24 protein-coding genes and 4 tRNA genes are annotated in these 22,978 nt (G+C 57.5%); 16 read left to right on the forward strand and 12 right to left on the reverse strand.

The genetic code is table 11. The annotated features are described in order from the left end of the window. The first annotated feature begins 86 nt into the window (after positions 1–86). The 5 genes from pilV to thiO are packed head-to-tail and all read left to right on the forward strand — an operon-like array spanning position 87 to position 3,115. On the forward strand, positions 87–359 hold the full coding sequence (pilV, locus tag AACY07_RS03290; RefSeq protein WP_445261345.1) for a type IV pilus modification protein PilV: 273 nt from the start codon (positions 87–89) through the stop codon (positions 357–359). Then, the gene (locus AACY07_RS03295) at positions 356–1,054 is read left to right on the forward strand and encodes a PilW family protein (protein ID WP_339473446.1); all 699 of its coding nucleotides are present in this window, start codon (positions 356–358) and stop codon (positions 1,052–1,054) included. The genes pilV and AACY07_RS03295 overlap by 4 nt, the downstream gene beginning before the upstream one ends. After that, entirely contained in the window at positions 1,051–1,569 is a 519-nt protein-coding gene (locus AACY07_RS03300) for a pilus assembly PilX family protein (RefSeq protein WP_339473448.1), read from the forward strand. The genes AACY07_RS03295 and AACY07_RS03300 overlap by 4 nt, the downstream gene beginning before the upstream one ends. Positions 1,570–1,579: 10 nt before the next feature. Continuing rightward, positions 1,580–1,981, forward strand: coding sequence for a type IV pilin protein (locus AACY07_RS03305; protein ID WP_339473450.1), 402 nt, complete (start codon positions 1,580–1,582; stop codon positions 1,979–1,981). 33 nt (positions 1,982–2,014) lie between these two features. Next, positions 2,015–3,115, forward strand: a complete 1,101-nt coding sequence (gene thiO, locus AACY07_RS03310; RefSeq protein ID WP_339473451.1) for a glycine oxidase ThiO — start codon at positions 2,015–2,017, stop codon at positions 3,113–3,115. Between the two features lie 156 nt (positions 3,116–3,271). Here thiO and AACY07_RS03315 read toward each other — a convergent pair whose 3' ends face one another. After that, positions 3,272–3,502 (reverse strand): PP0621 family protein, encoded by a 231-nt coding sequence (locus AACY07_RS03315; RefSeq protein WP_133078583.1) that lies wholly within the window; start codon positions 3,500–3,502, stop codon positions 3,272–3,274. 118 nt (positions 3,503–3,620) lie between these two features. Continuing rightward, positions 3,621–4,634: an outer membrane protein assembly factor BamD gene (locus AACY07_RS03320; RefSeq protein WP_133078582.1), complete on the reverse strand. Its 1,014-nt coding sequence runs from the start codon at positions 4,632–4,634 to the stop codon at positions 3,621–3,623. 148 nt (positions 4,635–4,782) lie between these two features. Between AACY07_RS03320 and rluD the strand changes: the two genes are divergently transcribed. The 7 genes from rluD (at position 4,783) to AACY07_RS03355 (ending at position 9,885) form a co-directional block, all read left to right on the forward strand. Beyond that, positions 4,783–5,745: a 23S rRNA pseudouridine(1911/1915/1917) synthase RluD gene (rluD, locus tag AACY07_RS03325; RefSeq protein WP_019823983.1), complete on the forward strand. Its 963-nt coding sequence runs from the start codon at positions 4,783–4,785 to the stop codon at positions 5,743–5,745. Continuing rightward, positions 5,742–6,473, forward strand: a complete 732-nt coding sequence (gene pgeF, locus AACY07_RS03330) for a peptidoglycan editing factor PgeF (protein ID WP_339473453.1) — start codon at positions 5,742–5,744, stop codon at positions 6,471–6,473. The genes rluD and pgeF overlap by 4 nt, the downstream gene beginning before the upstream one ends. Positions 6,474–6,597: 124 nt before the next feature. After that, a complete protein-coding gene (gene clpB / locus AACY07_RS03335) occupies positions 6,598–9,165 on the forward strand; it encodes an ATP-dependent chaperone ClpB (RefSeq protein ID WP_133078580.1) in 2,568 nt (855 codons plus the stop codon). Between the two features lie 307 nt (positions 9,166–9,472). Then, positions 9,473–9,548: transfer RNA gene (locus AACY07_RS03340), tRNA-Asn, on the forward strand. A 9-nt stretch (positions 9,549–9,557) separates the two neighbouring features. Further along, positions 9,558–9,634: transfer RNA gene (locus tag AACY07_RS03345), tRNA-Pro, on the forward strand. A gap of 5 nt (positions 9,635–9,639) precedes the next feature. Beyond that, positions 9,640–9,715 (forward strand) — tRNA-Lys (locus AACY07_RS03350). Positions 9,716–9,808: 93 nt separating this feature from the next. Then, positions 9,809–9,885 (forward strand) — tRNA-Pro (locus AACY07_RS03355). A 114-nt stretch (positions 9,886–9,999) separates the two neighbouring features. Here the strand turns inward: AACY07_RS03355 and AACY07_RS03360 are convergent. Next, on the reverse strand, positions 10,000–11,574 hold the full coding sequence (locus AACY07_RS03360) for an amino acid permease (RefSeq protein ID WP_133078579.1): 1,575 nt from the start codon (positions 11,572–11,574) through the stop codon (positions 10,000–10,002). A 24-nt stretch (positions 11,575–11,598) separates the two neighbouring features. Further along, positions 11,599–12,543 (reverse strand): glutaminase A, encoded by a 945-nt coding sequence (glsA, locus tag AACY07_RS03365; RefSeq protein WP_133078578.1) that lies wholly within the window; start codon positions 12,541–12,543, stop codon positions 11,599–11,601. Between the two features lie 171 nt (positions 12,544–12,714). On the opposite strand from glsA, the gene AACY07_RS03370 reads away from it, so the two are divergent. Then, on the forward strand, positions 12,715–14,112 hold the full coding sequence (locus AACY07_RS03370; protein WP_133078577.1) for a glutamate decarboxylase: 1,398 nt from the start codon (positions 12,715–12,717) through the stop codon (positions 14,110–14,112). A 22-nt stretch (positions 14,113–14,134) separates the two neighbouring features. Here AACY07_RS03370 and AACY07_RS03375 read toward each other — a convergent pair whose 3' ends face one another. From AACY07_RS03375 to AACY07_RS03390, 4 genes are all read right to left on the reverse strand, one after another. Next, entirely contained in the window at positions 14,135–15,436 is a 1,302-nt protein-coding gene (locus AACY07_RS03375; protein WP_133078576.1) for an NAD(P)/FAD-dependent oxidoreductase, read from the reverse strand. 66 nt (positions 15,437–15,502) lie between these two features. Continuing rightward, positions 15,503–15,676, reverse strand: a complete 174-nt coding sequence (locus AACY07_RS03380; protein WP_338649150.1) for a DUF3094 family protein — start codon at positions 15,674–15,676, stop codon at positions 15,503–15,505. Positions 15,677–15,730: 54 nt separating this feature from the next. Further along, entirely contained in the window at positions 15,731–16,258 is a 528-nt protein-coding gene (locus AACY07_RS03385; protein ID WP_339473455.1) for an MOSC domain-containing protein, read from the reverse strand. After that, positions 16,255–16,884, reverse strand: coding sequence for a DUF1780 domain-containing protein (locus AACY07_RS03390; RefSeq protein WP_133078573.1), 630 nt, complete (start codon positions 16,882–16,884; stop codon positions 16,255–16,257). Before AACY07_RS03390 ends, AACY07_RS03385 begins: the two co-directional genes overlap by 4 nt. Positions 16,885–16,993: 109 nt before the next feature. Between AACY07_RS03390 and AACY07_RS03395 the strand changes: the two genes are divergently transcribed. Beyond that, positions 16,994–17,680: an energy-coupling factor ABC transporter permease gene (locus tag AACY07_RS03395; RefSeq protein ID WP_133078572.1), complete on the forward strand. Its 687-nt coding sequence runs from the start codon at positions 16,994–16,996 to the stop codon at positions 17,678–17,680. A gap of 102 nt (positions 17,681–17,782) precedes the next feature. On the opposite strand, the gene yacG is transcribed toward AACY07_RS03395, so the two are convergent. Genes yacG through AACY07_RS03415 form a run of 4 tightly spaced genes read right to left on the reverse strand, consistent with a single transcriptional unit; the run spans position 17,783 to position 20,688 of the window. Next, a complete protein-coding gene (gene yacG, locus AACY07_RS03400; protein ID WP_016779444.1) occupies positions 17,783–17,986 on the reverse strand; it encodes a DNA gyrase inhibitor YacG in 204 nt (67 codons plus the stop codon). Then, positions 17,983–18,603: a dephospho-CoA kinase gene (gene coaE / locus AACY07_RS03405; RefSeq protein WP_326398515.1), complete on the reverse strand. Its 621-nt coding sequence runs from the start codon at positions 18,601–18,603 to the stop codon at positions 17,983–17,985. Before coaE ends, yacG begins: the two co-directional genes overlap by 4 nt. A 4-nt stretch (positions 18,604–18,607) precedes the next feature. After that, on the reverse strand, positions 18,608–19,474 hold the full coding sequence (locus tag AACY07_RS03410) for a prepilin peptidase (RefSeq protein WP_339473909.1): 867 nt from the start codon (positions 19,472–19,474) through the stop codon (positions 18,608–18,610). Further along, positions 19,471–20,688 carry a type II secretion system F family protein gene (locus AACY07_RS03415; protein WP_339473457.1) on the reverse strand — a complete coding sequence of 406 codons (1,218 nt, stop codon included), beginning with the start codon at positions 20,686–20,688 and terminating at the stop codon, positions 19,471–19,473. The genes AACY07_RS03410 and AACY07_RS03415 overlap by 4 nt, the downstream gene beginning before the upstream one ends. Positions 20,689–20,900: 212 nt before the next feature. Between AACY07_RS03415 and AACY07_RS03420 the strand changes: the two genes are divergently transcribed. After that, a complete protein-coding gene (locus AACY07_RS03420) occupies positions 20,901–21,308 on the forward strand; it encodes a pilin (protein ID WP_133078568.1) in 408 nt (135 codons plus the stop codon). Positions 21,309–21,485: 177 nt separating this feature from the next. Further along, positions 21,486–22,976, forward strand: a complete 1,491-nt coding sequence (locus tag AACY07_RS03425; RefSeq protein ID WP_339473458.1) for an AlkA N-terminal domain-containing protein — start codon at positions 21,486–21,488, stop codon at positions 22,974–22,976. Positions 22,977–22,978 lie beyond the last annotated feature (2 nt).

A 22,978-nucleotide genomic window follows, 5' to 3' on the forward strand; every position in this document is an offset into this window, starting at 1 on the left:
TTACCTGTAAGGCCCGAGAGTGAGGCTAGGCTTTTGTCTGGGCGGCACAGGGCGTGTCGTCGACCTCAACGACACGGAAGACACAGATGCCTCGGTTACATAAGAAACGCCAAGCCGGAATGACTTTGATCGAAGTGCTGATCGCATTGCTGGTTCTGTTTATCAGCCTGCTTGGCAGCGCCGGTATGCAACTGAATGCCCTGAAGCACACTGCCAGTGCGTTAGTGAATACCCAGGACAGTTTTATTGCTTACAGCAGGCTGGACCAGATCCGCGCTGAATCAGGCGCTGATTACCCGGTTTCGCGGCTGGATCAAATCAACCTGATTGTTGGCGATACGATCGCCGCAGCATCGTGAGCAGTACACGCTCGGGTTTTGGCCTGATCGAACTGATGGTGGCGCTGGCGCTGGGCTTGCTGGTGGTGTTGGGGCTGACGCAGGTGTTCTTGAGTGCTCGTGAAACTTACCTGACTCAGCGCTCATCGGCGCAGATGCAAGAAGATGCCCGTTATGTACTGAGCAAGCTGGCCCAGGAAATCCGTATGGCAGGCATGTTCGGTTGCCTTTCGACTGATCGCATTGTCGATGCTCCCTCGCAATTTCAAACGCCTGTCACCTGGCAGGATGCGTCGCTTTCCATGATCAGCGCAGACATAGGGCTGCAGGCGGCCCGGCCGGACTGGACGGTGGTGTCTGACTGCACAACCACTGCCAAAGCCTACCCCGGTGCTCGATTATCTTTAGCTCCTGGCGAAACTGGATTCCCTGTTCGTGAGCTGTTTTACCGCTTTGACAATGGGCAGTTGAAGGTTGGGCCCAATAAAGCCGTGCTGCTCGACAATGTTGCTGCATTTAACGTGAGTTTTGGCGTGGCCGGTTCGAAGGGCGCGCAGTCGGTGCCGCGCTATGAAGATCGTCCGAGTAAAACTTCCAGCATCCGCAGTGTGCGTATCGGGCTGACATTGCGTGACCCGGGTGGACGAGTCAGGGATCAGGCCTATCAACTGGTTGTCGCTTTGCGTAATCGGCTGGCTTGGGGCGGTTTCCCTTGAGCGCCCAGCGCGGCATGGCGCTTTTGGCCAGTCTGGTATTCATGTTGTTGCTTGGCGTAATAGGTATGGCCTCTATGGCCAGTGCGGCACGGCAGGAAAAAATGGCTGCAGGCGTCCAGCACGTCAATCACTCATTCCAGGCAGCGGAGGCGGCACTACGTAGCGGTGAATCCTGGCTTGAAAGTGAATGGAGTGCCGTGTCGGGATGTGCTTCGCCAGTAACGTGCAGCCCGCCAATCGAGGCGCGGACTCAGGCTTCGCCTGCAACCGATCCGGTGTCAGGGGTGCGCTGGGTAAGCGTTGCTGACGGGTTGTATGGTATTCAGAACCTCGGGCAGAGCGTTGCACCAGCCCACCTTCCAGCCGCTACCGCCACCCATTTGTACCGAGTGACCGGAATTGGTTTGCGCGGGCAGTCGCGCACTGTACTGGAAAGTATTTATGCGCGTTATCAAGGCGCAGAAGAGGCGGCGCCCCATCGTTTTCGCAGGGTCATGTGGCGACAGCTGCAATAGGGAATTCGCAATGCATGGACATGGAGCAGGTTTTACCCTGATCGAATTGATGATCGTAGTGGTGATCATCGGTATCCTTGGAGGGTTCGCTTATCCGTTGTACAGCGACTATGTGAAGCGAGCGTATCGCTCCCAAATCATCGTCCTGCTGTCGGAGCAGGCCCAGCGTCTTGAACGTATTTATACAAAAAACGCGGTATACAGCGGCGGGCATGAACTCAATTCAGGTAATCAGTACTACGACATTACGTCCGAACTCACAGATCACTCTTTCTTGCTGACGGCGACGCCAAAAAAAGGCTCGGCAATGGCAGGCGATCAATGTGGGCACTTTACGCTGGCCCACACCGGTCTTGCAGGGAATGCCCAGGCAGCCCCTGAGGTGACTGCGCAGCAGTGTTGGGGGCGTTAACGATTAATTATGAATGACGGGCTGGATCTCTAAATGGCTAGGCAGCAACGGGTGGTGATTGTCGGGGGCGGAGTGATCGGCCTGCTGACTGCGTTTAATCTGGCGGCCGATGTAGAGCAGGTCATTGTGCTGGAGCGTGGCGGTGTAGGGCAGGAATCATCATGGGCGGGCGGGGGTATTGTTTCGCCGCTTTATCCGTGGCGCTACAACGGTGCTGTCACGGCGCTGGCTCACTGGTCACAAGATTTTTACCCGCAACTGGCCAGGCGTCTGTTTGCCTCGACGGGTATCGATCCCGAAGTGCACACCACCGGCCTGTATTGGCTGGATCTTGAGGATCAAGCCCAGGCGCTGGAATGGGCCCAGCGTGAGGGGCGGCCACTTTCAGCTGTGGATATGTCGGCGGTTGACGACGCTGTACCGGTGCTTGGTGGCGGTTTTTCTCGCGCAATTTACATGTCAGATGTGGCCAATGTGCGTAACCCGCGGCTGGTGAAGTCGCTCAAGGCTGCGTTGCAGGCAATGCCCAATGTCACGATCCGCGAGCAATGCGAAGTGCTGGGGTTTATCCGCGAAGGCGATAAAGTTGCGGGTGTGAAAACGGCTCAGGGTGAGATTCGCGGTGATGAGCTGGTGTTGTCGGCGGGTGCATGGAGCGGTGAATTGTTGAGCGGGCTGGGGCTTGAACTGCCTGTAGAGCCGGTCAAGGGTCAGATGATCCTGTACAAGTGCGCGCCCGACTTTTTGTCGTGCATGGTGTTGGCAAAAGGGCGCTATGCCATTCCGCGTCGCGACGGCCATATATTGATCGGTAGTACGCTGGAGCATGAGGGGTTTGATAAAACGCCTACGCAGACTGCTCTTGATAGCTTGAAAGCCTCGGCGGTCGAGCTTATTCCTGCACTGGCTGATGCTGAAGTAGTAGGGCATTGGGCGGGCTTGCGCCCGGGTTCGCCGGAAGGCATTCCCTATATTGGGCGTGTTTCGGGTTTTGACGGGTTGTGGCTCAACTGCGGGCATTATCGCAACGGGTTGGTTCTGGCTCCGGCTTCCTGCCAGTTATTTGCAGATTTATTGCTGGGGCGTGAGCCGATCATCGATCCGGCACCCTATGCGCCAGAGGGGCGGATTTAAACATCCCTGCCTGCAATCATATTTGTGGGAGGGGGCGTGCTCGCGATGGCGTCAGCGCGATACACATGACAATCCGGGCAATCAGTATCGCAGGCAAGCCAGCACCTACAAGAGCCAGCTAGTTGCTGGCACAGGTGCAGGGCGGCTTCTTGAAAATCAACCGCGTGTTTTTGGCCCTTGCTCCAGGTGGTTCTGGGTGCAATACCATTCCTGCTGCTGGCTCAGTGCGCGATCCCGTGGCAGATGCACGCCACAGTGGGCGCACCGGACCATAGGCAGGACGCCTGGATCGACCGGTTTTTTAGTCTCGGCCAGATTGGCTTTGTATTTGCGCCAGAGCCACACACCTGCAGCAATCAGAGCAGCCCAGATCAGTAAACGAAGCATGGTTATTCGCTATTCGAGAAAAGAGGCCTCAGTTTAGCCAAGGACTTGGCAGGCGCACAGCGCCAAATCGAACATAAAAAAAGAGCCCCGAAGGGCTCTTTTTTTTGGCACCGAACAATCAGTCGAACAGGCCAAGGGTCATGTAGCTGAACCACGAGCGGCTTTTACCTTCCGCTTCAGGCTCTGGTATTACTTCACCATCGGCATCTTTAGGCTTCAGTTCGGCCGGAATTGCATCCTTGGCGTCCTGATATTGCTTCTGGATGTCCATGTTTGCACGGGTTTCACCCGGTGGCAGCGGTGTGCTGGACTCGATCAGGCCCAGGGTTGCCTTGCTCAGCCAGGAGCGGCTGTCCGACTCGGAAGTCTGCGGCACAAACTGACCGTCAACCAGGCTTGGGTGATCAGGGTAGTTGGCTTTGAGCACTTCAAGGCTGGTGCTGGCCAGTTGGTCAAGGTGCATACGCTGGTAGGACTCGACCATCACCGCCAGGCCGTCACCGACCGAAGGGGTTTCCTGGAAGTTTTCGACCACGTAGCGACCACGGTTGGCTGAAGCTACATAAGCCTGACGAGTCAGGTAGTAATCAGCTACGTGGATTTCATACGCCGCCAGAAGGTTGCGCAGGTAAATCATGCGCTGCTTGGCATCAGGTGCGTAACGGCTGTTCGGGAAGCGGCTGGTGAGCTGTGCGAACTCATTGTAGGAGTCGCGCGCAGCGCCAGGATCGCGCTTGGTCATGTCCAGCGGCAGGAAGCGCGCCAGTAGGCCCACATCCTGGTCAAACGAGGTCAGGCCTTTAAGGTAATAGGCATAATCAACGTTGGGGTGCTGTGGATGCAGGCGGATAAAGCGTTCGGCAGCAGACTTGGCGGCTTCGGGCTCAGAGTTCTTGTAGTAGGCATAAATCAGTTCAAGCTGGGCCTGATCGGCGTAGCGCCCGAACGGGTAGCGTGACTCCAGGGCCTTGAGTTTGGCGGTAGCACTGGTATAGCTGTGGTTGTCCAGGTCGGCCTGTGCCTGCTGGTACAGCTCGACTTCGCTGAGGTTTTCGTCAACTACTTCTTTAGTCGACGAGCAAGCGGCAGTCAGTGCGAGGATGGCGATCAGCAGCAGGTGTCTCACTTGCATGGCGGCTTGCGTCCCTATGACGGCCGCTGTCTTGGGCGGGTCCGTCCTGTTATGATGAGCGCCCCGTGAAAAGCCTCGGGGCAAAAGACGCCGTATTTAACCACAAGCGCGCAGCCGAAACCAAAGGCTTGGCGCGGTCCTGATGAGCATGTCCGAGAAAATTCAACTTCGCGAAGAGGTGCCGTCCGAACTGGGTGGCCAACGCCTCGATCAAGTCGCCGCACAATTATTCGCTGAGCACTCGCGCTCGCGCCTTTCCGCCTGGATCAAAGACGGCCGCCTTACTGTGGACGGAGCCGTCATACGCCCCCGTGACATTGTTCACGGCGGTTGCATCCTGGAGCTGACTGCAGAGCAGGAAGCACAGGGTGAGTGGATCGCTGAAGACATCCCCCTGGATATCGTCTACGAAGACGATGACATCCTGGTCATCAACAAGCCTGCGGGCCTGGTGGTGCACCCGGCTGCAGGGCATGCCAGTGGTACTTTGCTCAATGCCTTGCTGCATCACGTACCGGACATTATCAATGTGCCGCGTGCGGGGATCGTGCATCGCCTGGACAAGGACACCACGGGTCTGATGGTGGTCGCCAAGACCATTCAGGCGCAGACGCAGCTGGTTACTCAGTTGCAGAGCCGCAGTGTCAGCCGGATCTATGAGTGCATTGTTATTGGTGTCGTTACTGCCGGGGGCAAGATCGATGCGCCCATCGGCCGTCACGGCCAGCAGCGCCAGCGCATGGCGGTAATGGAAGGTGGCAAGCAGGCGGTCAGTCATTACCGTGTGCTTGAGCGTTTCCGTTCCCACACCCATGTACGGGTCAAGCTGGAAACCGGGCGTACGCACCAGATTCGGGTGCATATGTCCCACATCAACTTCCCGTTGGTCGGAGATCCTGCCTACGGCGGTCGTTTCCGCATTCCGCCGTCGGCCAGTGTGACGATGGTTGAATCGCTCAAAACCTTCCCGCGTCAGGCGCTCCATGCCCGTTTCCTGGAGCTGGATCATCCGACGACCGGTAAGCGCATGAGTTGGGAGTCGCCACTGCCGGACGACTTTGTCTGGTTGTTGACGTTGCTCAAGCAAGACCGTGAGGCATTCGTCGGGTGAACACCTTCCTGATTCCTGACTGGCCAGCGCCGGCGGGCATCAGGGCCTGTGTGACTACCCGCGCGGGCGGCGCCAGTCTGGCGCCGTTCGACAGCTTCAACCTGGGCGATCATGTGGGCGACGACCCTGTCGCCGTTGCGCATAACCGCCAGCGCCTTACCCATATTTTTGACGTACAGCCCGCTTGGCTTAGCCAGGTTCACGGGGTTGTGGTCGCACCTGCAAACCCCGATCTGATTGTCGAGGCCGACGCGAGCTGGACGGCAACGCCCGGTATTGCCTGTACGGCGATGACGGCGGACTGCCTGCCTGCGCTGTTTTGCGATCGTGCCGGTACTCGCGTTGCGGCCGCCCATGCCGGGTGGCGCGGATTGGCGGCAGGCGTGCTTGAAGCGGCGGCACAAAGCCTCAATGTTGAGCCGCAGGAGATTCTTGTGTGGCTCGGGCCGGCCATTGGCCCCAAGGCATTCGAGGTGGGTGCAGAGGTGCGGGAAGTCTTTGTGAAAGACATGCCCCATGCCGAGGCCGCCTTTGTACCCAGCGTCAATGACGGTCGCTACATGGCCGACATCTACGAGCTGGCCCGTTTGCGTTTGGCTCGCTTCGGCATCTCTGCTGTATCCGGTGGCGGTTTTTGTACCGTGACCGACCCGCGCTTTTTCTCCTATCGGCGCAGTCCCAAAACTGGCCGCTTCGCCTCTCTGGTCTGGATCGAAAAGACCGTCTAGCTGACCTGCGTCATTTCTCTACGGCTTGAAACTCCCGTAATCGCCCGCATCTACTATGGTATCTGGCAGGTTTCTTCATTCAGGAGTTTCCATCCCTCCGGCCTGCTCATAAGGAAGGTGACGAATGCGTATAGATAGATTAACTAGCAAGTTGCAGTTGGCCTTGTCCGATGCTCAATCCTTGGCCGTTGGCCTTGATCATCCGGCCATAGAGCCTGCGCACTTGATGCAGGCATTGCTGGAACAGCAGGGCGGCTCGATCAAGCCATTGCTGATGCAAGTCGGTTTTGATGTAAACAGCCTGCGCAAAGAGCTGACTAAAGAGCTCGATCAGCTGCCAAAAATCCAGAACCCTACTGGCGACGTGAATATGTCGCAGGATCTGGCGCGTCTGTTGAATCAGGCTGACCGTCTGGCGCAACAAAAAGGCGATCAGTACATCACCAGTGAAATGGTGTTGCTGGCTGCGATGGACGACAACAGCAAGCTGGGCAAATTGTTGCTGGGTCAGGGCGTGACCAAGAAGGCCCTGGAAAACGCCATCAACAACCTGCGTGGCGGCGAAGCGGTCAATGACCCGAACGTTGAAGAGTCGCGTCAGGCACTGGACAAGTACACCGTCGACCTGACCAAGCGTGCCGAAGACGGCAAGCTCGACCCGGTCATCGGCCGTGACGATGAAATTCGTCGCACCATTCAGGTCCTGCAGCGCCGTACCAAAAATAACCCGGTACTGATCGGTGAGCCTGGTGTAGGTAAAACCGCGATTGCCGAGGGGCTGGCACAACGAATCATCAACGGCGAAGTGCCTGATGGCCTCAAAGGCAAACGCCTGCTGTCCCTGGATATCGGTGCGCTGATTGCCGGTGCCAAGTTCCGCGGTGAGTTCGAAGAACGCCTCAAAGCGGTACTGAACGAGCTGTCCAAACAGGAAGGCCAGGTCATTCTGTTTATTGACGAGCTGCACGTGATGGTCGGTGCCGGCAAGGGCGAGGGTGCAATGGACGCGGGCAACATGCTCAAGCCTGCGTTGGCCCGTGGTGAGTTGCACTGTGTAGGTGCCACCACGCTCAACGAGTACCGTCAATACATTGAGAAGGACGCAGCGCTTGAGCGTCGCTTCCAGAAAGTTCTGGTGGACGAACCGAGCGAAGAAGACACCATTGCGATCCTGCGTGGCCTGAAAGAGCGTTATGAGGTTCACCACAAAGTGGCGATTACCGACGGCGCAATCATTGCCGCGGTCAAGCTCAGCCATCGCTACATCACGGATCGTCAGTTGCCTGACAAGGCCATTGACCTGATGGATGAGGCGGCCAGCCGTATCCGCATGGAGATCGACTCCAAGCCTGAGGTACTGGACCGTCTGGAGCGTCGCTTGATTCAGCTCAAGGTTGAAGCTCAGGCGCTGAAGAAAGAAGAAGACGAGGCGGCCAAAAAACGCCTCGAGAAATTGCAGGAAGAAATCGAGCGTCACGAGCGCGAGTATTCGGACCTGGAAGAAATCTGGACCTCGGAAAAAGCCGAAGTGCAGGGCTCTGCCCAGATCCAGCAGAAGATCGAGCAAGCGCGCCAGGAGCTTGAAGTGGCACGGCGCAGCGGCAACCTCAACCGCATGGCTGAATTGCAGTACGGGATCATTCCCGATCTGGAGCGCAGTCTGCAGATGGTCGACGAGCACAGCAGCAAAACTGAAAACCAGTTGCTGCGCAGCAAAGTGACCGAAGAGGAAATCGCTGAAGTGGTCTCGAAGTGGACGGGTATCCCTGTCTCCAAGATGCTCGAAGGCGAACGCGACAAGCTGATGAAGATGGAAAGCTTGCTGCATGAACGTGTGATTGGTCAGGACGAAGCCGTTGTGGCGGTGTCCAACGCGGTACGCCGTTCCCGTGCAGGCTTGAGTGACCCGAACCGCCCAAGCGGCTCGTTCATGTTCCTTGGCCCGACCGGTGTGGGTAAAACCGAGTTGTGCAAGGCGCTGGCCGAGTTCCTCTTTGATACAGAAGAGGCAATGGTGCGGATCGACATGTCGGAGTTCATGGAGAAACATTCCGTGGCTCGACTGATTGGTGCACCACCAGGCTATGTGGGTTACGAAGAAGGCGGTTACTTGACCGAAGCCGTACGGCGCAAGCCTTACTCGGTGATCCTGCTGGACGAAGTCGAGAAGGCTCATCCGGACGTGTTCAACGTGTTGCTGCAAGTGCTTGAAGACGGTCGTCTGACTGACAGTCATGGTCGCACCGTAGACTTCCGCAATACGGTGATCGTGATGACTTCCAACCTGGGCTCTGCACAGATCCAGGAACTGGTAGGCGATCGCGAAGCACAACGTGCTGCGGTGATGGATGCGGTAAGTACCCACTTCCGTCCTGAGTTTGTAAACCGGATCGACGAAGTGGTGATCTTTGAGCCTCTGGCTCGTGATCAGATTGCCGGCATCGCTGATATCCAGTTGGGTCGTCTGCGTGGTCGTCTGGCCGAGCGCGACCTGAGCCTTGAGTTGAATCAGGAGGCTCTGGATAAGCTGATTGCGGTAGGTTACGACCCTGTGTATGGCGCACGCCCTCTGAAACGTGCAATCCAGCGCTGGATCGAGAACCCTCTGGCACAGCTGATTCTTTCGGGTCAGTTCTTGCCGGGCACTACTGTGACAGCCAGTGTGAAGGACGACGAAATCGTCTTTGTATAAGGCTTGAAAGCAGTACTTTAAGGGAGGCCTCGCATTGCGAGGCCTTTTTTTACTTAGGGTGTTGATCTGTAAGGAAAACGCTTGTAAGATGCGCCCCGCAGTAAGTCACCCGCAACGGCAACTTGGCCCAAACCAGGAAGCCCGCTAGAAGAGCTAAGTAATTGTCTTCTAACGAAAAATAAGGGTTGACAAGGGTTTTAAAGCTTGTAGAATAGCCGACCTCAGAGACGCCAACGCAGAGATGCGAAGAACTCGAAGAGTGTTGCAAAGCAGTACAGCAACAACGTTGTAGATTGAAATATGTAGTTCCGCGATAGCTCAGTTGGTAGAGCAAATGACTGTTAATCATTGGGTCCCTGGTTCGAGTCCAGGTCGTGGAGCCATTTTCAAGCCGGGGTATAGCGCAGTCCGGTAGCGCGCCTGCTTTGGGAGCAGGATGTCAGGAGTTCGAATCCCCTTACCCCGACCATTTTTGGGTCGTTAGCTCAGTTGGTAGAGCAGTTGGCTTTTAACCAATTGGTCGTAGGTTCGAATCCCACACGACCCACCATTTTTGGCTCCAGTTCACTGGGGCTAGATCTTAAGATCAGAGGCCAAAAGCACTGATCGCAGAAGGCGCCTCTAGAAGGTGCCTTTTTTTTACCGGGGTATAGCGCAGTCCGGTAGCGCGCCTGCTTTGGGAGCAGGATGTCAGGAGTTCGAATCCCCTTACCCCGACCATTTTCTGCCCAGCAGTAATGGGTGTAGAAAATAAGGTACTGATGCCAATCGCATCAGCGACCATAAAAAAAGCGTCCTTCGGGACGCTTTTTTTATGCCTGTAGAAAACCTTCCTCAGGTTGCAGGTGCTGCGGATGCAGGAGGCGTGCTTGCACTTGCGCTTGCGGTAGCAGCCTTATTGTCCGCGTCTTGAAGATCCTGCAAGGCTGCAGAATATTGATCAGATTCGGCCTTGGGCACCATCTGCCATGACGGTTTGCGCAACGCATAGAAGATAAACGGCGGCACCCCGGCCACGACCAGTCCGAGCAACAGAATCCCCGCATACTCGAAAAACGGCATGCTGCTGAAATTATTGGGCGGAATAAAGCCGAAAATCAGCGCCACGCAGGTCGAGAACAGCCCCAGGAAACACCAGCCATGCAGCCCTTTGAGCACATAGCCACGTTTTACGTTGGGCTGTGTCTTGCGCAGTTTCATGGCCGCCATAAACATAAATACGTAAATGATCAGGTACATCAGCGCCGCCATCGCACTGATCATCCAGAACGCATCAGATACGTTGTCGAGAAAGATATAGATAGTCGAGAGCAGCGTGACGATAACGGCCTGCAGGTACAGGATGTTTTTCTGCACGCCCTTGCTGTTCACTTTCTGCATCACGGGTGGAAGCATCCCGGCCTTGCCCACGAACAGCAGGCCGGTGGACGGTCCGGCAGTCCAGGCCAGGACCCCGCCCAGTGCTCCGATAATCAGCAAGATAGCCATGATCGGTGTTGCCCACGGCATGTTGAAGCCCGCAAAGAAGGCGGCATAAGCCTGGATAACACCTGCTGTGAGGCTGGTCGAGTCAGCAGGAACCACCAGTGAAATCGCCACGGTCGGTGGGATAAACACCAGCAAGATCATAAAGAAGGCCAAAAGAATCGCCCGAGGCATTTCTTTTTGCGGGTTACGCAACTCGCGGGCGTGAATGGCGTTCATTTCGATACCCGCAAACGCCAGGAAGTTACTCACAATCAGAACCAGGCCAGTGATGGCGCCGGTAAATTCTCGCCATAAATCCGGGTGCAGATTGTGTGAGCCGGTTCTGACCGTGGAATGTGTATCGAAAATGGCCGGAATCAACGCATCCCAGGTGAGCGGCGTTGCGGATTTATGCCCCAGTACCAGCCAGGCTACGCCGAGCAGAACCAGCAATGCGGCAGGCAATGCGGTGCCCAGCAGCATGAACCAAGACGTCAGTTTTGACAGTGTCGTCAGGCCATTGAGGGCGACAAATGTCGATAACCAATACAGGACAATAATGACGGAGGCCGTGAATACCCCGCTTTTGGCCAGTTCCGGGTTGATCAGATACGCCATGGTACTGGCGCCAAATCCGAGCACGATCGGGTACCAGACAACCACTTGGACCCACATGAACCACATGATGAAAAAGCCTGGCCGATCGCCGTAGGCTTGTCTGACCCAGCCATAAATCCCGCCGTTCCAGCCGGTTCCCAGCTCAGAAGCAACCAGCGATACGGGGATGAAAAACAGCAGTGCCGGAATGATGTAGAGAAAAACCGAGCCCAGGCCATACACGGCCATGCTGGGCAGTGAACGGATACTGGCAACCGCGGCAACCATCATGAAACAGATGGTGAGCCATGACATGTAAGTTTTGGTTTTGCTGGCGGTAGTCATGAACGCCTTCCTCATTTTGCGTGATTAGTGCAGCAAGCTCAGGTTGAGCGTGCGGCTGAGGTATTCGGCGGCCAGCTGGCCGCGAACGCTATTGCCTGCCACATCCAGTGGCGGAGCAAAGGCTGCGATGGCGCATACGCCAGGAACCACCGCGAGAATCCCGCCACCGACCCCGCTTTTACCCGGTAGACCGACCTTGTAATACCAGTCGCCAGTGGTGTCATACAGACCATTCAAGGTCATCTCGGAGAGGATGGGTGCCACGTGTTTGGCTGCCACTACCTGTTTGCCAGTTATCGGGTTGACGCCGCCGTTGGCCAGGCTCGCGCCCATGGTCACCAGGTCATGACAGGTAATCGCTACCGAGCATTGGCGGGTGTATACGTCGCACACTTGCATGGGGTCGGCGTACATATACCCGTAACTTTGCAGCAGCCAGGCAATGCCGCGATTGTGCTGGTTGCTGCTGGCTTCGGATTGGTAAACCTCGTCGTTTACCGTCAGTTCGCGTCCGGCAAAAGCGTTGTAGGTCGCCTGTATCTGAGCCCAGCGAGTTTGCGCAGAATCGGCCTCAATCAGGCTGACTGTGGCCATCGCGCCTGCGTTCACAAAGGGGTTGAGCGGTCGGCCCTTATGCAGCTCCAGGGCAACCACCGAGTTGAATGGCTCTCCGGTCGGGTCGCAGCCGATCTTGCTGCGCAAGGCCTGAGGCCCGACCTGATCGAGCACATGGGCGAGGGTAAATACTTTGGAAATCGACTCGATGGCGAAGGCGTAATCCGTGTCGCCTACCTCGGCATGGGTGCCATCACAGAACATGATGCTGATGCCGAACAGGTGGGAGGGCACTGAGGCCAAGTAAGGAATGTAGCTGGCATTCTTGCCGTGCTGATTACCTGAATACCGTTGCAATGCCTGCTCCAGCGCCTGTTTTACCGTGCTGTCTGCGGTCGTGGGTCTTTGCTTCATCGTGCTCGCTCCGTGAGAACTTTCAAGAAACGAAACTATAGATCGGAAAACTCACGGTGGTCGGAAATCGGACAGCAGACTCAAAATGCTTGTCTATGCTGCCTTGGCGAAGGCTGAGTCAGAGTGAATATGACTGGCCCGGTTAACGTTCATTACTCAAGGAGAGTTCTCATGGCGCTGCACCGCATCAAGCACAACTCGGGCACCGATCCCGTTTTTGGTTCTTCAGAACTGGCTCACGCCGCTGCGACCAAGGGCTTCCCGGAGGCGGAGCAGTCGCCACGAGAGGTTTATCAGTTAGTCCACGATGAGCTGTACCTGGATGGCAACGCCCGCCAGAACCTCGCCACCTTCTGCCAGACATGGGAAGAGGATGAAGTCCACAAGCTGATGGATCTGTCGATCGACAAGAACATGATCGACAAGGACGAGTACCCGCAATCGGCGGAGCTGGAAAATCGTTGCATCCATATGCTGGCGGACCTATGGCATTCCCCGGCGGCGGCCACCACCCTCGGTACTTCCACCGTGGGTTCCAGTGAGGCCTGCATGCTCAGTGGCCTGGCTGCGTTGTGGCGCTGGCGTGCGGTGCGCAAAGCGGCTGGCAAGCCTGCGTCCACGCCGAATATGGTGTGCGGTCCAGTGCAAGTCTGTTGGCACAAATTTGCCCGTTACTGGGACATAGAAATTCGTGAAGTGCCGATGTCGGAAGGGCATTGGTTCATGACGCCAGAGGACATGCTGGAGCGGGTCGATGAAAACACCATCGTGGTGGTGCCGACCTTCGGGCAGACGTTTACCGGTCTGTATGAAACCGTAAAACCGCTGTCCGATGCCCTGGACGATCTGGAAAAAAGCACCGGCCTGAGTGTCGATCTTCACGTCGATGGTGCAAGTGGCGCCATGCTGGCGCCGTTCTGCGCGCCGGATATTCTGTGGGACTTCCGTGTGCCCCGGGTCAAATCCATCAGCACCTCCGGCCACAAGTTCGGCCTGGCACCGATAGGCGCGGGCTGGGTGGTTTGGCGCGATGCCAAGGAGTTGCCTGAAGGCCTGATCTTCCACGTGAACTACTTGGGCGGCGACATGCCGACTTTCGCTCTGAACTTTTCGCGTCCAGCCGGGCAGATCATTGCCCAGTACTACAACTTCTTGCGTCTGGGGCGTGAGGGGTATGAGCGTATTCATTCGGCGTGCTACGAAACGGCGCAGTTTCTGGCGCGAGAGCTGGTCAAGATCGGGCCGTTCGAGATGCTTTTCAACGGTGATCCGCAACTGGGGATTCCGGCGCTGACCTGGCGTTTGAAGCCGGGGGCGAAAACCACCTACTCCCTGTATGACCTGGCGGATCGCCTGCGCATACGTGGCTGGCTGGTGCCCGCGTACAGCTTGCCTGCCAATGTAGAAAACGTGGTTGTGCAGCGGATTCTGGTGAAGCAGGGGATGTCGATCGACATGGCCAAACTGTTGCTGGCCGACTTTGTACGGGATATTAAATTCTTCGAAGAGCATCAGCCCCACGGCTTTAAAGGCCGTGAAGCCGAGGCAGGAAACCACGCAGGGCGCTGATTACGCGGCTCTGTAGTCGTACTTAGTGCAGTTTCAGGCGCGGCTCGGTGCCGCGTCCGATCCTGCTGCCCAGCATCAGCATCAAGGTCCGGAAGGTGCCGTAAAGCGCCATTTGGTGCATGCGATACAGCGAGATATAAAACATCCGCGCCAACCAGCCTTCCAGCATGACAGTGCCCATCAGGCTGCCCATCAAGTTACCCACAGCCGAAAAACTCGACAGTGAAATCAGCGAGCCATAATCGCGGTACTTGTAGTCCGGCAGTTGCGAGGTGCCTTCAATCCGCAGTTTCAGCGACTTGGCCAGCAGCGAGGCTTGTTGGTGAGCCGCCTGGGCGCGAGGCGGAACCATTTTGTCGGTGCCCGGCTGCGGGCAGGCCGCGCAATCACCAAAAGCAAAAATATTGTCATCGCGGGTGGTTTGCAGGGTAGGGCGCACTACCAATTGATTGATGCGGTTGGTTTCCAGGCCTGCGATTTCCTGCAAAAAGCCCGGTGCACGAATCCCGGCAGCCCATACCTTGAGGCTTGCAGGAATCACCTGGCCGTCCTTGGTAATCAGGCTTTCGGCGGTGACTTCGCTCACCGCAGAGTTGGTCAGGACGGTCACGCCGAGTTTTTCCAGGGTTTTATGCACAGGCCCGCCAATACGATCCGGCAGTGCGGGCAATACCCGTGGGCCGGCTTCGATCAGGGTGATATGCATGTTTTCAGGCTTGATGCGATCCAGGCCATAAGCCGCCAGTTCGTGTGCGGCATTGTGCAATTCGGCAGCCAGTTCAACCCCGGTCGCGCCCGCGCCGACAATGGCGACGCTGATCTGCTCGAGTACATCACCTTGCCCGGCGTGAGCGCGCAGGTAGTGATTGAGCAATTGCTGATGAAAGCGCTCGGCCTGCTTGCGGGTGTCCAGGAACAGGCAATGTTCGGCCGCACCCTTGGTGCCGAAATCATTGGTAGTGCTGCCAACGGCAATCACCAGCGTGTCGTAACTCAGGTCGCGAGCAGGCACCAGCTCCTGACCGTTTTCGTCGAGGGTTGCCGACAATGAGATCTTTTTCAGCTCACGATCCAGCCCGCTCATACGGCCCAGCTGAAATTGGAAGTGATTCCATTTGGCTTGAGCGACGTAGTTGAGTTCGTCTTCAGATGAGTTCAGTGAACCGGCAGCGACTTCATGCAACAGCGGTTTCCAGATGTGGGTCAGGTTGGCATCGACCAGCGTGACGCTGGCCTTGCCGCGCTTGCCCAGAGTCTTGCCCAGGCGGGTCGCCAACTCCAGGCCGCCGGCGCCGCCGCCGACGATAACAATACGATGGGTCATGGGTATCACTCACAAGGCTTGAAAAGAATTCTGTGCCTGAACCTACCCGGGCGAGCGCAACGCAGCTCATAGCGCCAGGTAACTCAGGAGGCGGCTCAAAAGGCCCATGCCGATCACCACTATCACCACGATTGCAAGGAGCAGCCAGGGCCTGAAAGGCCGGCGCTCAACCTGATGTTGTGGCAGTTGCAGGTACTCTTCGACATGCTTCAGATCATCTGGGTTCAGGCGGCTGGGCATTTTTTTGGCCTCGTCAAATAGACGTTGCAGGAAGTGTAAAAGCTACAGCATTGATCAACCGGGATGAAAAGAAGCATAGCCGTCAGGTCCCAATGGCTCGACCCGCAGTTCGTCCTCCAGACGAATGATCCCGCTTTCGATCACCCGGGCCGTGATTCCGCCGTGGCCACGTACTGCCTGGAACGTGCCCCGACCCAGGCGTTGCTCCAGTCGCGCACACGGCTGGCACCAGCCAGTGGTTTCAAAAATGGCCTGGCCAATCTTGAACCGTCGGCCTTTGAGGCTGAACAGGTTGATCCCGCTGATCACTAGATTGCGTCGTAAATCCTGGGCCAGAACCGGATGCTCCCAGGATCGCCCCAGCAGGGAGTTGATGACGGCGATGTGCTCCCACTGAATCAGCGTCACTTGTCGGGCATTACGGGCGCCGGGCCGGGCATGATCGCCAGTCAGTCCGGCTTCGCGACGGGCTTCTACGGCGTCCAGCTCAAGCATGTCGGCGCGTGACTCGGGGCGCACCCCGATCCAGCGCACTCGACCGGTTTGCGGGACGTCAGCTATCAGCTCCTGTAGGGGACTCACAGGCTGATACCGACATCGAAAATAATGCTGCGACCCAGGTTGTTGCGTAGAAAGTCCGGCGCATCCGGTTGTGCAAACAGTACGCGGGCAAAGGTCGGCCCTACCAGTGACAGCGACCGCCAGCCCTGGCGCAAATATTCAGTCGGAGGCGGGAAGTGGCTGTTGAGGTCCAGGACTTCGCGCTTGAGGCTGGAAAACGCAATGATGTCCAGTTGGCCCAGATCGATATCGCGCTCTTGGTAGTTGTTGGCTTTTTTGTGCAGGGTAGGGCCCAGGCGCTGCAACAGTTTGCTCGCCGGAATCCGCTTGGGTCGCGCTTCGCGACGTACCAGCTGGCTCAGGGAGTAAGCGCTGCGGCGACGCTGGAGCTCTTCGCGCCATTCATCGTTCAGGCGCCGGCCTTCATCGAGCACAAAGAACACTTCAAAGCGCGCATCACCAAACAGCACGTCCGGGGGCTCCTGGCTCGCCTGGATGAAGTCTTCGTTGTGATAGGGAATGTTCAACCCTTGCAGCAGGCGCTGGCAAACCCAACGCTCACGCTCCCATTTGCGGGCATTGGATAAAAAGGCATTGGCTTGCTCGGCCTGGATGGTGAGCAAGCGTAGATAGTCTGAGTCGTCCATGAACGCAGCTTAGCCTTGAAACAGGTGTTACTGAAAGTCCGGGTGTAGACTCAGGCGCATTCAACAGGGAGGGTTGAGCGGTGTGTTTTGAACAGGCAGGGCAAGGCAGATGATAAGTACCCAGGTGTTATCCACGCCAACGATGGTGATCGGCTGGCTGATCTATGTTCCCGTTGTACTGTGGGCCATCTGGCGCGCCCCCTGGGTTGAGCTGTTTAGCGATACGCGTCGCCAGCACCTGTTGTTTGGCACGGTATTCGGGCTGTTTTTACTGTGGCTGGTACGGCGCGACTTCGAAGTCGGGGTGTCGTATCACTTTATTGGCTTGACGGTGGTCACGTTGCTGCTCGACTGGCCGCTGGCGGTGGTCGGTGCGCTTCTGGCGCAAGCCGGGCTGGTGTTGTTGGGTCGTCAGGATCTGGCCGCCATGGGCGTCAATGGCGTGTTGTTGATTCTGTTGCCAATCGCCGTGACCGAAGGGTGTGCGCGTATTGTCGAGCGGGCGCAGCCGCGTAATCCCTTTGTCTATATCTTCTGCTCGGGTTTTTTTGCCGCAGCATTGGCGGCGTTGCTGTGCGTAGGGGCGGTGCTGGGGGTGTTGTGGCTGGACGGGTTGTTCGTCATGCCGTTCTGGCTGGAGGACTTTGTCGGCTATCTGTGGCTGATCATCTTTCCCGAGGCGTTTATCAACGGGATGCTGGTCACGGCACTGGTGGTGTTCTGCCCTGAATGGCTTGAGACCTTTAACCGCACCCGCTACCTGGCGGCGCCGGGCAAGGATGATGGCCCCGAATAATTGCCTTGCCCTGTGGGAGCCGGTTTTGCCCGCGATGGTATCGCTGAGGTTTACCTGACAGGCCGAGTTGCCTGAATCGCGAGCAAGCCCGCTCCCACGTTTTTAGTGCAGGCGTTCGCTCAGGTCCTCAGAGAACAGATCATCTTCAGCATCCGGGCTCACCGGAATCTTGTGTTCTTCGGATGCCCAGGCACCCAGGTCAATCAGCTTGCAGCGGTCCGAGCAAAAGGGGCGGAAAGCGTTGGTGGTATCCCATTGCACGGCTGTGCCACACGTCGGGCAGTCTATGGTCATAGGTTTGGTCATGGTTGGCCTCCACGCAAAGTTAGATAAAAGTTATGCAGGCGTTCGACCTCAGTCTGCAACGCCTTCAGATCGTTGTCATTGACCAGCACATCGTCAGCGTGGCGAAGGCGATCTTCGCGACTGGCCTGAGCCTTGAGAATGGCCTGCACCTGCTGCTCGGTGGTGTTGTCGCGCAATAACGTGCGTTGTATCTGCACGGCTTGGGGCGCATCGATCACCAGCACGCGCTGGGTTGTGGTGTATTGCCCTGACTCGATGAGCAGCGGCGAGACCAAAATGGCGTAGGGCGATTGTGCCTGGGCCAGGTTGTTCGCGATCTCTTCACGAATCAGCGGATGTAGCAGCGCCTCAAGCCAGCGACGTTGCTCAGGGTCGGAAAAGATGAGGTTGCGTAGCGCGCCTCGATTGAGCTGCCCATCGGCTTGCAGCACCTCATCGCCAAAATGCTCTGCGATTGTGGCCAGCGCCGGGCGCCCCGGCTCGACAACCCAGCGTGCAGCATGATCGGCGTCCACCACGTGTACGCCCAGCGCGGCAAAATGTTCGGCGGCGGCACTTTTGCCGCTACCGATACCGCCGGTCAGCCCGAGAATCCAGGGTTTGGAAGGTGGAGTCATCGTGTCAAACCGAAATCTGCCAATAGAAGCCGGTTATTTGACCACCCCAGAGCAATGCAATCCAGCCGGCAATTGCCAGATACGGCGCAAAGGGGATGGGGGTCGAGGTATTGGCCCGGCGCATGGCCAAAAGACTCAACCCCACCAGCGCCCCCAATAGCGAGGACAACAGGATGGTCAAGGGCAGAACCGTAAACCCGCCCCACGCGCCAAGCATAGCCAGCAACTTGAAGTCGCCATAGCCCATGCCTTCCTTGCCTGTGATCAGCTTGAATACCCAGAACACCGACCACAGGCTTGCGTAGCCCATTGCCGCGCCCCATACGGCCTGTTCCAGAGTCGTGAACGTGGAAAAACTGTTCAGCAACAACCCCAGCCACAGCAGGGGAAGCACCAGAGAGTCGGGTACGATCTGATGGTCGATATCAATCAGGCAAATGGCGAGCAGCCCCCACGTTAGCAGGAGCATGCAACCCGCTTGCACGCCAAAACCGTAATGCCAGGCAACAAACGCCGACAGGATCGCGCAACACAGCTCAGTCAATGGATAGCGCAGGCTGATAGCCGTTTTGCAGTTCGAGCACTTACCCCGCAACACCAGGTAGCTCAGTAGCGGAATGTTCTCCCAGGCCCGCAGTGAATGCTGGCATGCGGGGCAATGGGAGCGGGGCAACATCAAGTTATACACAGGGCCCTCGGCGGGCGCTGGCATATCCAGCAGTTCGCGGGCCTGGGACTGCCAGTCCTGTGCAAGCATCTTTGGCAAACGCCACACCAGCACATTGATAAAACTGCCCACCAGCAACCCCAGGATCAGGGTGCAGGCGATGAACGCGTCGGGTTCAGTGGTCAAAAAATCCATCATGCTCAGATCACTCGACCCAGGTTGAAAATGGGCAGGTACATGGCGATGACCAGCCCGCCAACCATGACTCCAAGTACCACCATGATTACCGGCTCCATCAACGTTGTCAGGTTATCGACCAGGGTGTCGACTTCGCCTTCATAATAGGCGGCTACGTGGTCAAGCATGTTGTCCAGTGTGCCGGATTCTTCGCCAATGGCGGCCATCTGCACAGCCATGCCCGGAAAGACTCCGGCTGCGCTCATGGCCACATGGATCTGGCTGCCTGTCGCCACCTGTTGCCTGAGGCGCAGTACGGCCTCTTTGTACTGGCTGTTGCCAGTGGCGCTGGCCACCGAATTCAGCGCTTCAAGCAGCGGCACACCGGCAGTCAGGGTGGTCGACAGCGTGCGGGAAAACCGGGCCATTGCCGTCAAATGCAGCAGGTTGCCCATGACGGGCAGTTTTAACAGCCATGCATCAACGCGCTGGCGCAATGCAATAGAGTTTTTGTAGCGATGCCGCAAGCCCGCAAGGGTAACGCCTAGAATGCCCAGCAACCACAGACCGTAGACTTGCAGCGTTTGCGAGAGGGCGATCACCCACAAGGTGAACGCGGGAAGTTGTGCGTCGAATGAGTGGAACACCCCCTGAAATTGCGGGACCACTTCAATCAACAAAATGCTGCACACCGCCAGCGCCACCAGCAGTACGGCGACAGGATAGGTCATGGCTTTCTTGAGTTTCTTTTTCAGCGCTTCTGTTTTTTCCTTGTGGGTGGCGACGCGACGCAGTAGCACGTCCAGGGCCCCGGCTTGCTCGCCTGCTTCAACCAGGCTGCAGAACAGAGGGTCAAAACAGGCCGGCTTTTTGCGCAGCGCAGCCGTCAGGCTGGTCCCAGCGCCGATGTCCTGCTTAAGCTCGATGACCTGCTGGCGCATTGCCCGTTGTTCAAACCCCTTGGCAATCACGTCCAGTGCCTGAAGCAGCGGGATGCCAGCGCTGATCAAGGTGGCCAGCTGGCGCGTGAACAGAGTGATATCCAGTGTTGTAATGGATTTCCCTGAAGGGGACTCACTGTTTGCATGGCGCCGGATTTTACTAACGGTAATACCTTGGCGACTGAGACGGGCCCGGATCATGGCGTGGCTGTCGGCCGTGATTTGACCGCTGATCGCAGACCCCTTCAGGTCAGAGCCCTCCCATTGGTAGCGCTTGTTCTTTATGGCCTGTGTTGCCATGCATCCATCCCTGGAACGCTGAGCGTCCTGCTGTGTTGTGAGTCCAAAGACTAGATGCGCTGAGCCTGGGCCCGCCTCCTTGAGCGTGTCCAAAGGTGTCAGTGATGCAGTTGTGGAGCATCGGCCCACTAACCTTGATAGCCTGTGCGCACTTTTTTGGCTGCACAGCATTGCTACGGCGCTGATTGGCGCCACTTCTTCGGAGACTCCGCGTGAAACAACAAAAAGGCTTCACCCTGATCGAACTGATGATCGTTGTTGCGATTATTGGCCTGATCGCTTCGTTTGCATTTCCGGCTTACAACGACCACGTCATGAAGACCCGTTTTGCCGAGGTGAACGCAATCGGCAACACCTACAAGACAGCCGTTGCCCTGTGCTTCAGTCAGAGCAATGACCTGGCGGTTTGCGATGCAGGCACCAACGGCATTCCTGCCCCGGCCGAAGCCACTGACAACCTGGCAGCGGGCATGACGGTGATAGATGGCGTGATTACCATGGCCGGCACTCAGGCCGCCGGTGGTTGGGTCAGCGTGCTGGTCCCGACGTTGAGCGGTTCAGGCGCTACCCTGACCTGGACACAAAACGGCACCTGCCTGGCCAGCGGTGCCTGTCAGTAAAACGCGTTGTGTGAGCTTTCCTGCGGTGTCCATTTAACGGGCACCGCAGGTCTGGCCCGGTCAGTTTGGCGGGCATTGTGCTGTGCAATCGCGGACCAAGACCGGTTTGACCAACGGCCCACATTGACGTCCGAAAATGGCGAGAACCGGTAAAGTTGCGGTGCTATTGTGCGGCTTATGAACTCAGATAACTGCCTGTCCACGCCCAGTATCGCCGCCTGCGAAATCGCTCGCTTGAGCCGCGATGCGCGTTTTGACGGGGTGTTTTTTACGGCGGTGCTCAGTACCCGGATCTACTGCCGCCCCGTGTGCCCGGCTCGACCCCCCAAAGCGCAAAATGTGGTGTATTACCCCAGCGCCGCAGCGGCTCAAGCTCAGGGCTTTCGCCCTTGCCTGCGCTGTCGGCCGGAGCTGGCGCCGGGCAATCAGCTTTGGTTGCAGGGGGAGCATCTGGTGGCGCGAGCGCTCAAGCTCATTAATGAAGGTTATCTGGCGGATCATTCGCTGGAGGCGCTGGCGGAACGCATGAACATGGGGAGCAGGCAATTGCGTCGCTTGTTTGTTCAGCACTTGGGGGCGCCACCGATGGCGGTGCATTCCACTCAGCGCCTGTTATTTGCCAAGCAATTGTTGACCGAAACCGACCTGTCGATCACCGAAGTGGCCATGGCTTCCGGCTTTGGCAGTCTGCGCCGTTTCAATGCGGCCTTTGCCGAGGCCAATCATGCTGAACCCAGGGCCTTCAGGCGCAGCCCAAAGGCTCGTGCGGACAAGGCCCTGGTACTGCGACTGGGTTATCGCCCGCCTTATGACTTCACAGCCCTGCTGGGTTTTTTACAGAGTCGGGCCTTGCCCGGTATTGAGCGAGTCGACGGGCGCAGTTACCAGCGGGTCTTTGGCACGGCGGATGCGCCAGGCTGGCTGCGGATCAGCCAATGGCCGGGGGAGCAGCATGCGCTGCAACTGGAACTGCACAACGTGGCGCCAAGCCAGATGCTGGGCGTGGTCACGCGGATTCGACGGATGTTCGACCTGGATGCCGACCCTCTCGCCATCGCCCGCACGTTAAGCCTCAGCCCGCTGCTGGCGCCGGTTATCGAACGGTATCCGGGCCTGCGATTGCCCGGTGGCTGGGACGGATTTGAAGTGGCCGTACGGGCCGTGCTGGGGCAGCAAGTCAGTGTGGCCGCTGCGCGAACCCTTGCCAGTCGTATCGTGCAGCGCTACGGAATTGCCATTGAAGCGGGTGCCGGTTCTGGCCTGGATCGACTGTTTCCGGGACCGCAGCAATTGGTAGATGCCGACCTTGGGCAACTGGGTATTACCCAGGCACGTATCAATACGATCAAGGGGATTGCGGGTGCGCTTATCGATGGCAGCGTCGATTTTGCGGTGGAGCAACCGTTAGAGCGCTTTATCAGCCGTTGGGTGCAACTGCCCGGCATTGGTGAATGGACCGCCCACTACATCGCCATGCGCGTGCTCAAACACCCCGATGCGTTTCCGGCTGCAGACTTGATTCTGCGCCGCGAAGCCAACCCCGGCGGCAGTGCGTTAAGTACCAGGGCGCTGCAGGCACTGGCCGAAAGCTGGCGCCCGTGGCGGGCCTATTCAGTGATGTATTTATGGCGCGCAGCCACCGACTCGGCGTCTGCACGAAAGGTATGAAC

The organism is Pseudomonas sp. RL_5y_Pfl2_69 (assembly GCF_963970465.1).
GTDB lineage: Bacteria > Pseudomonadota > Gammaproteobacteria > Pseudomonadales > Pseudomonadaceae > Aquipseudomonas.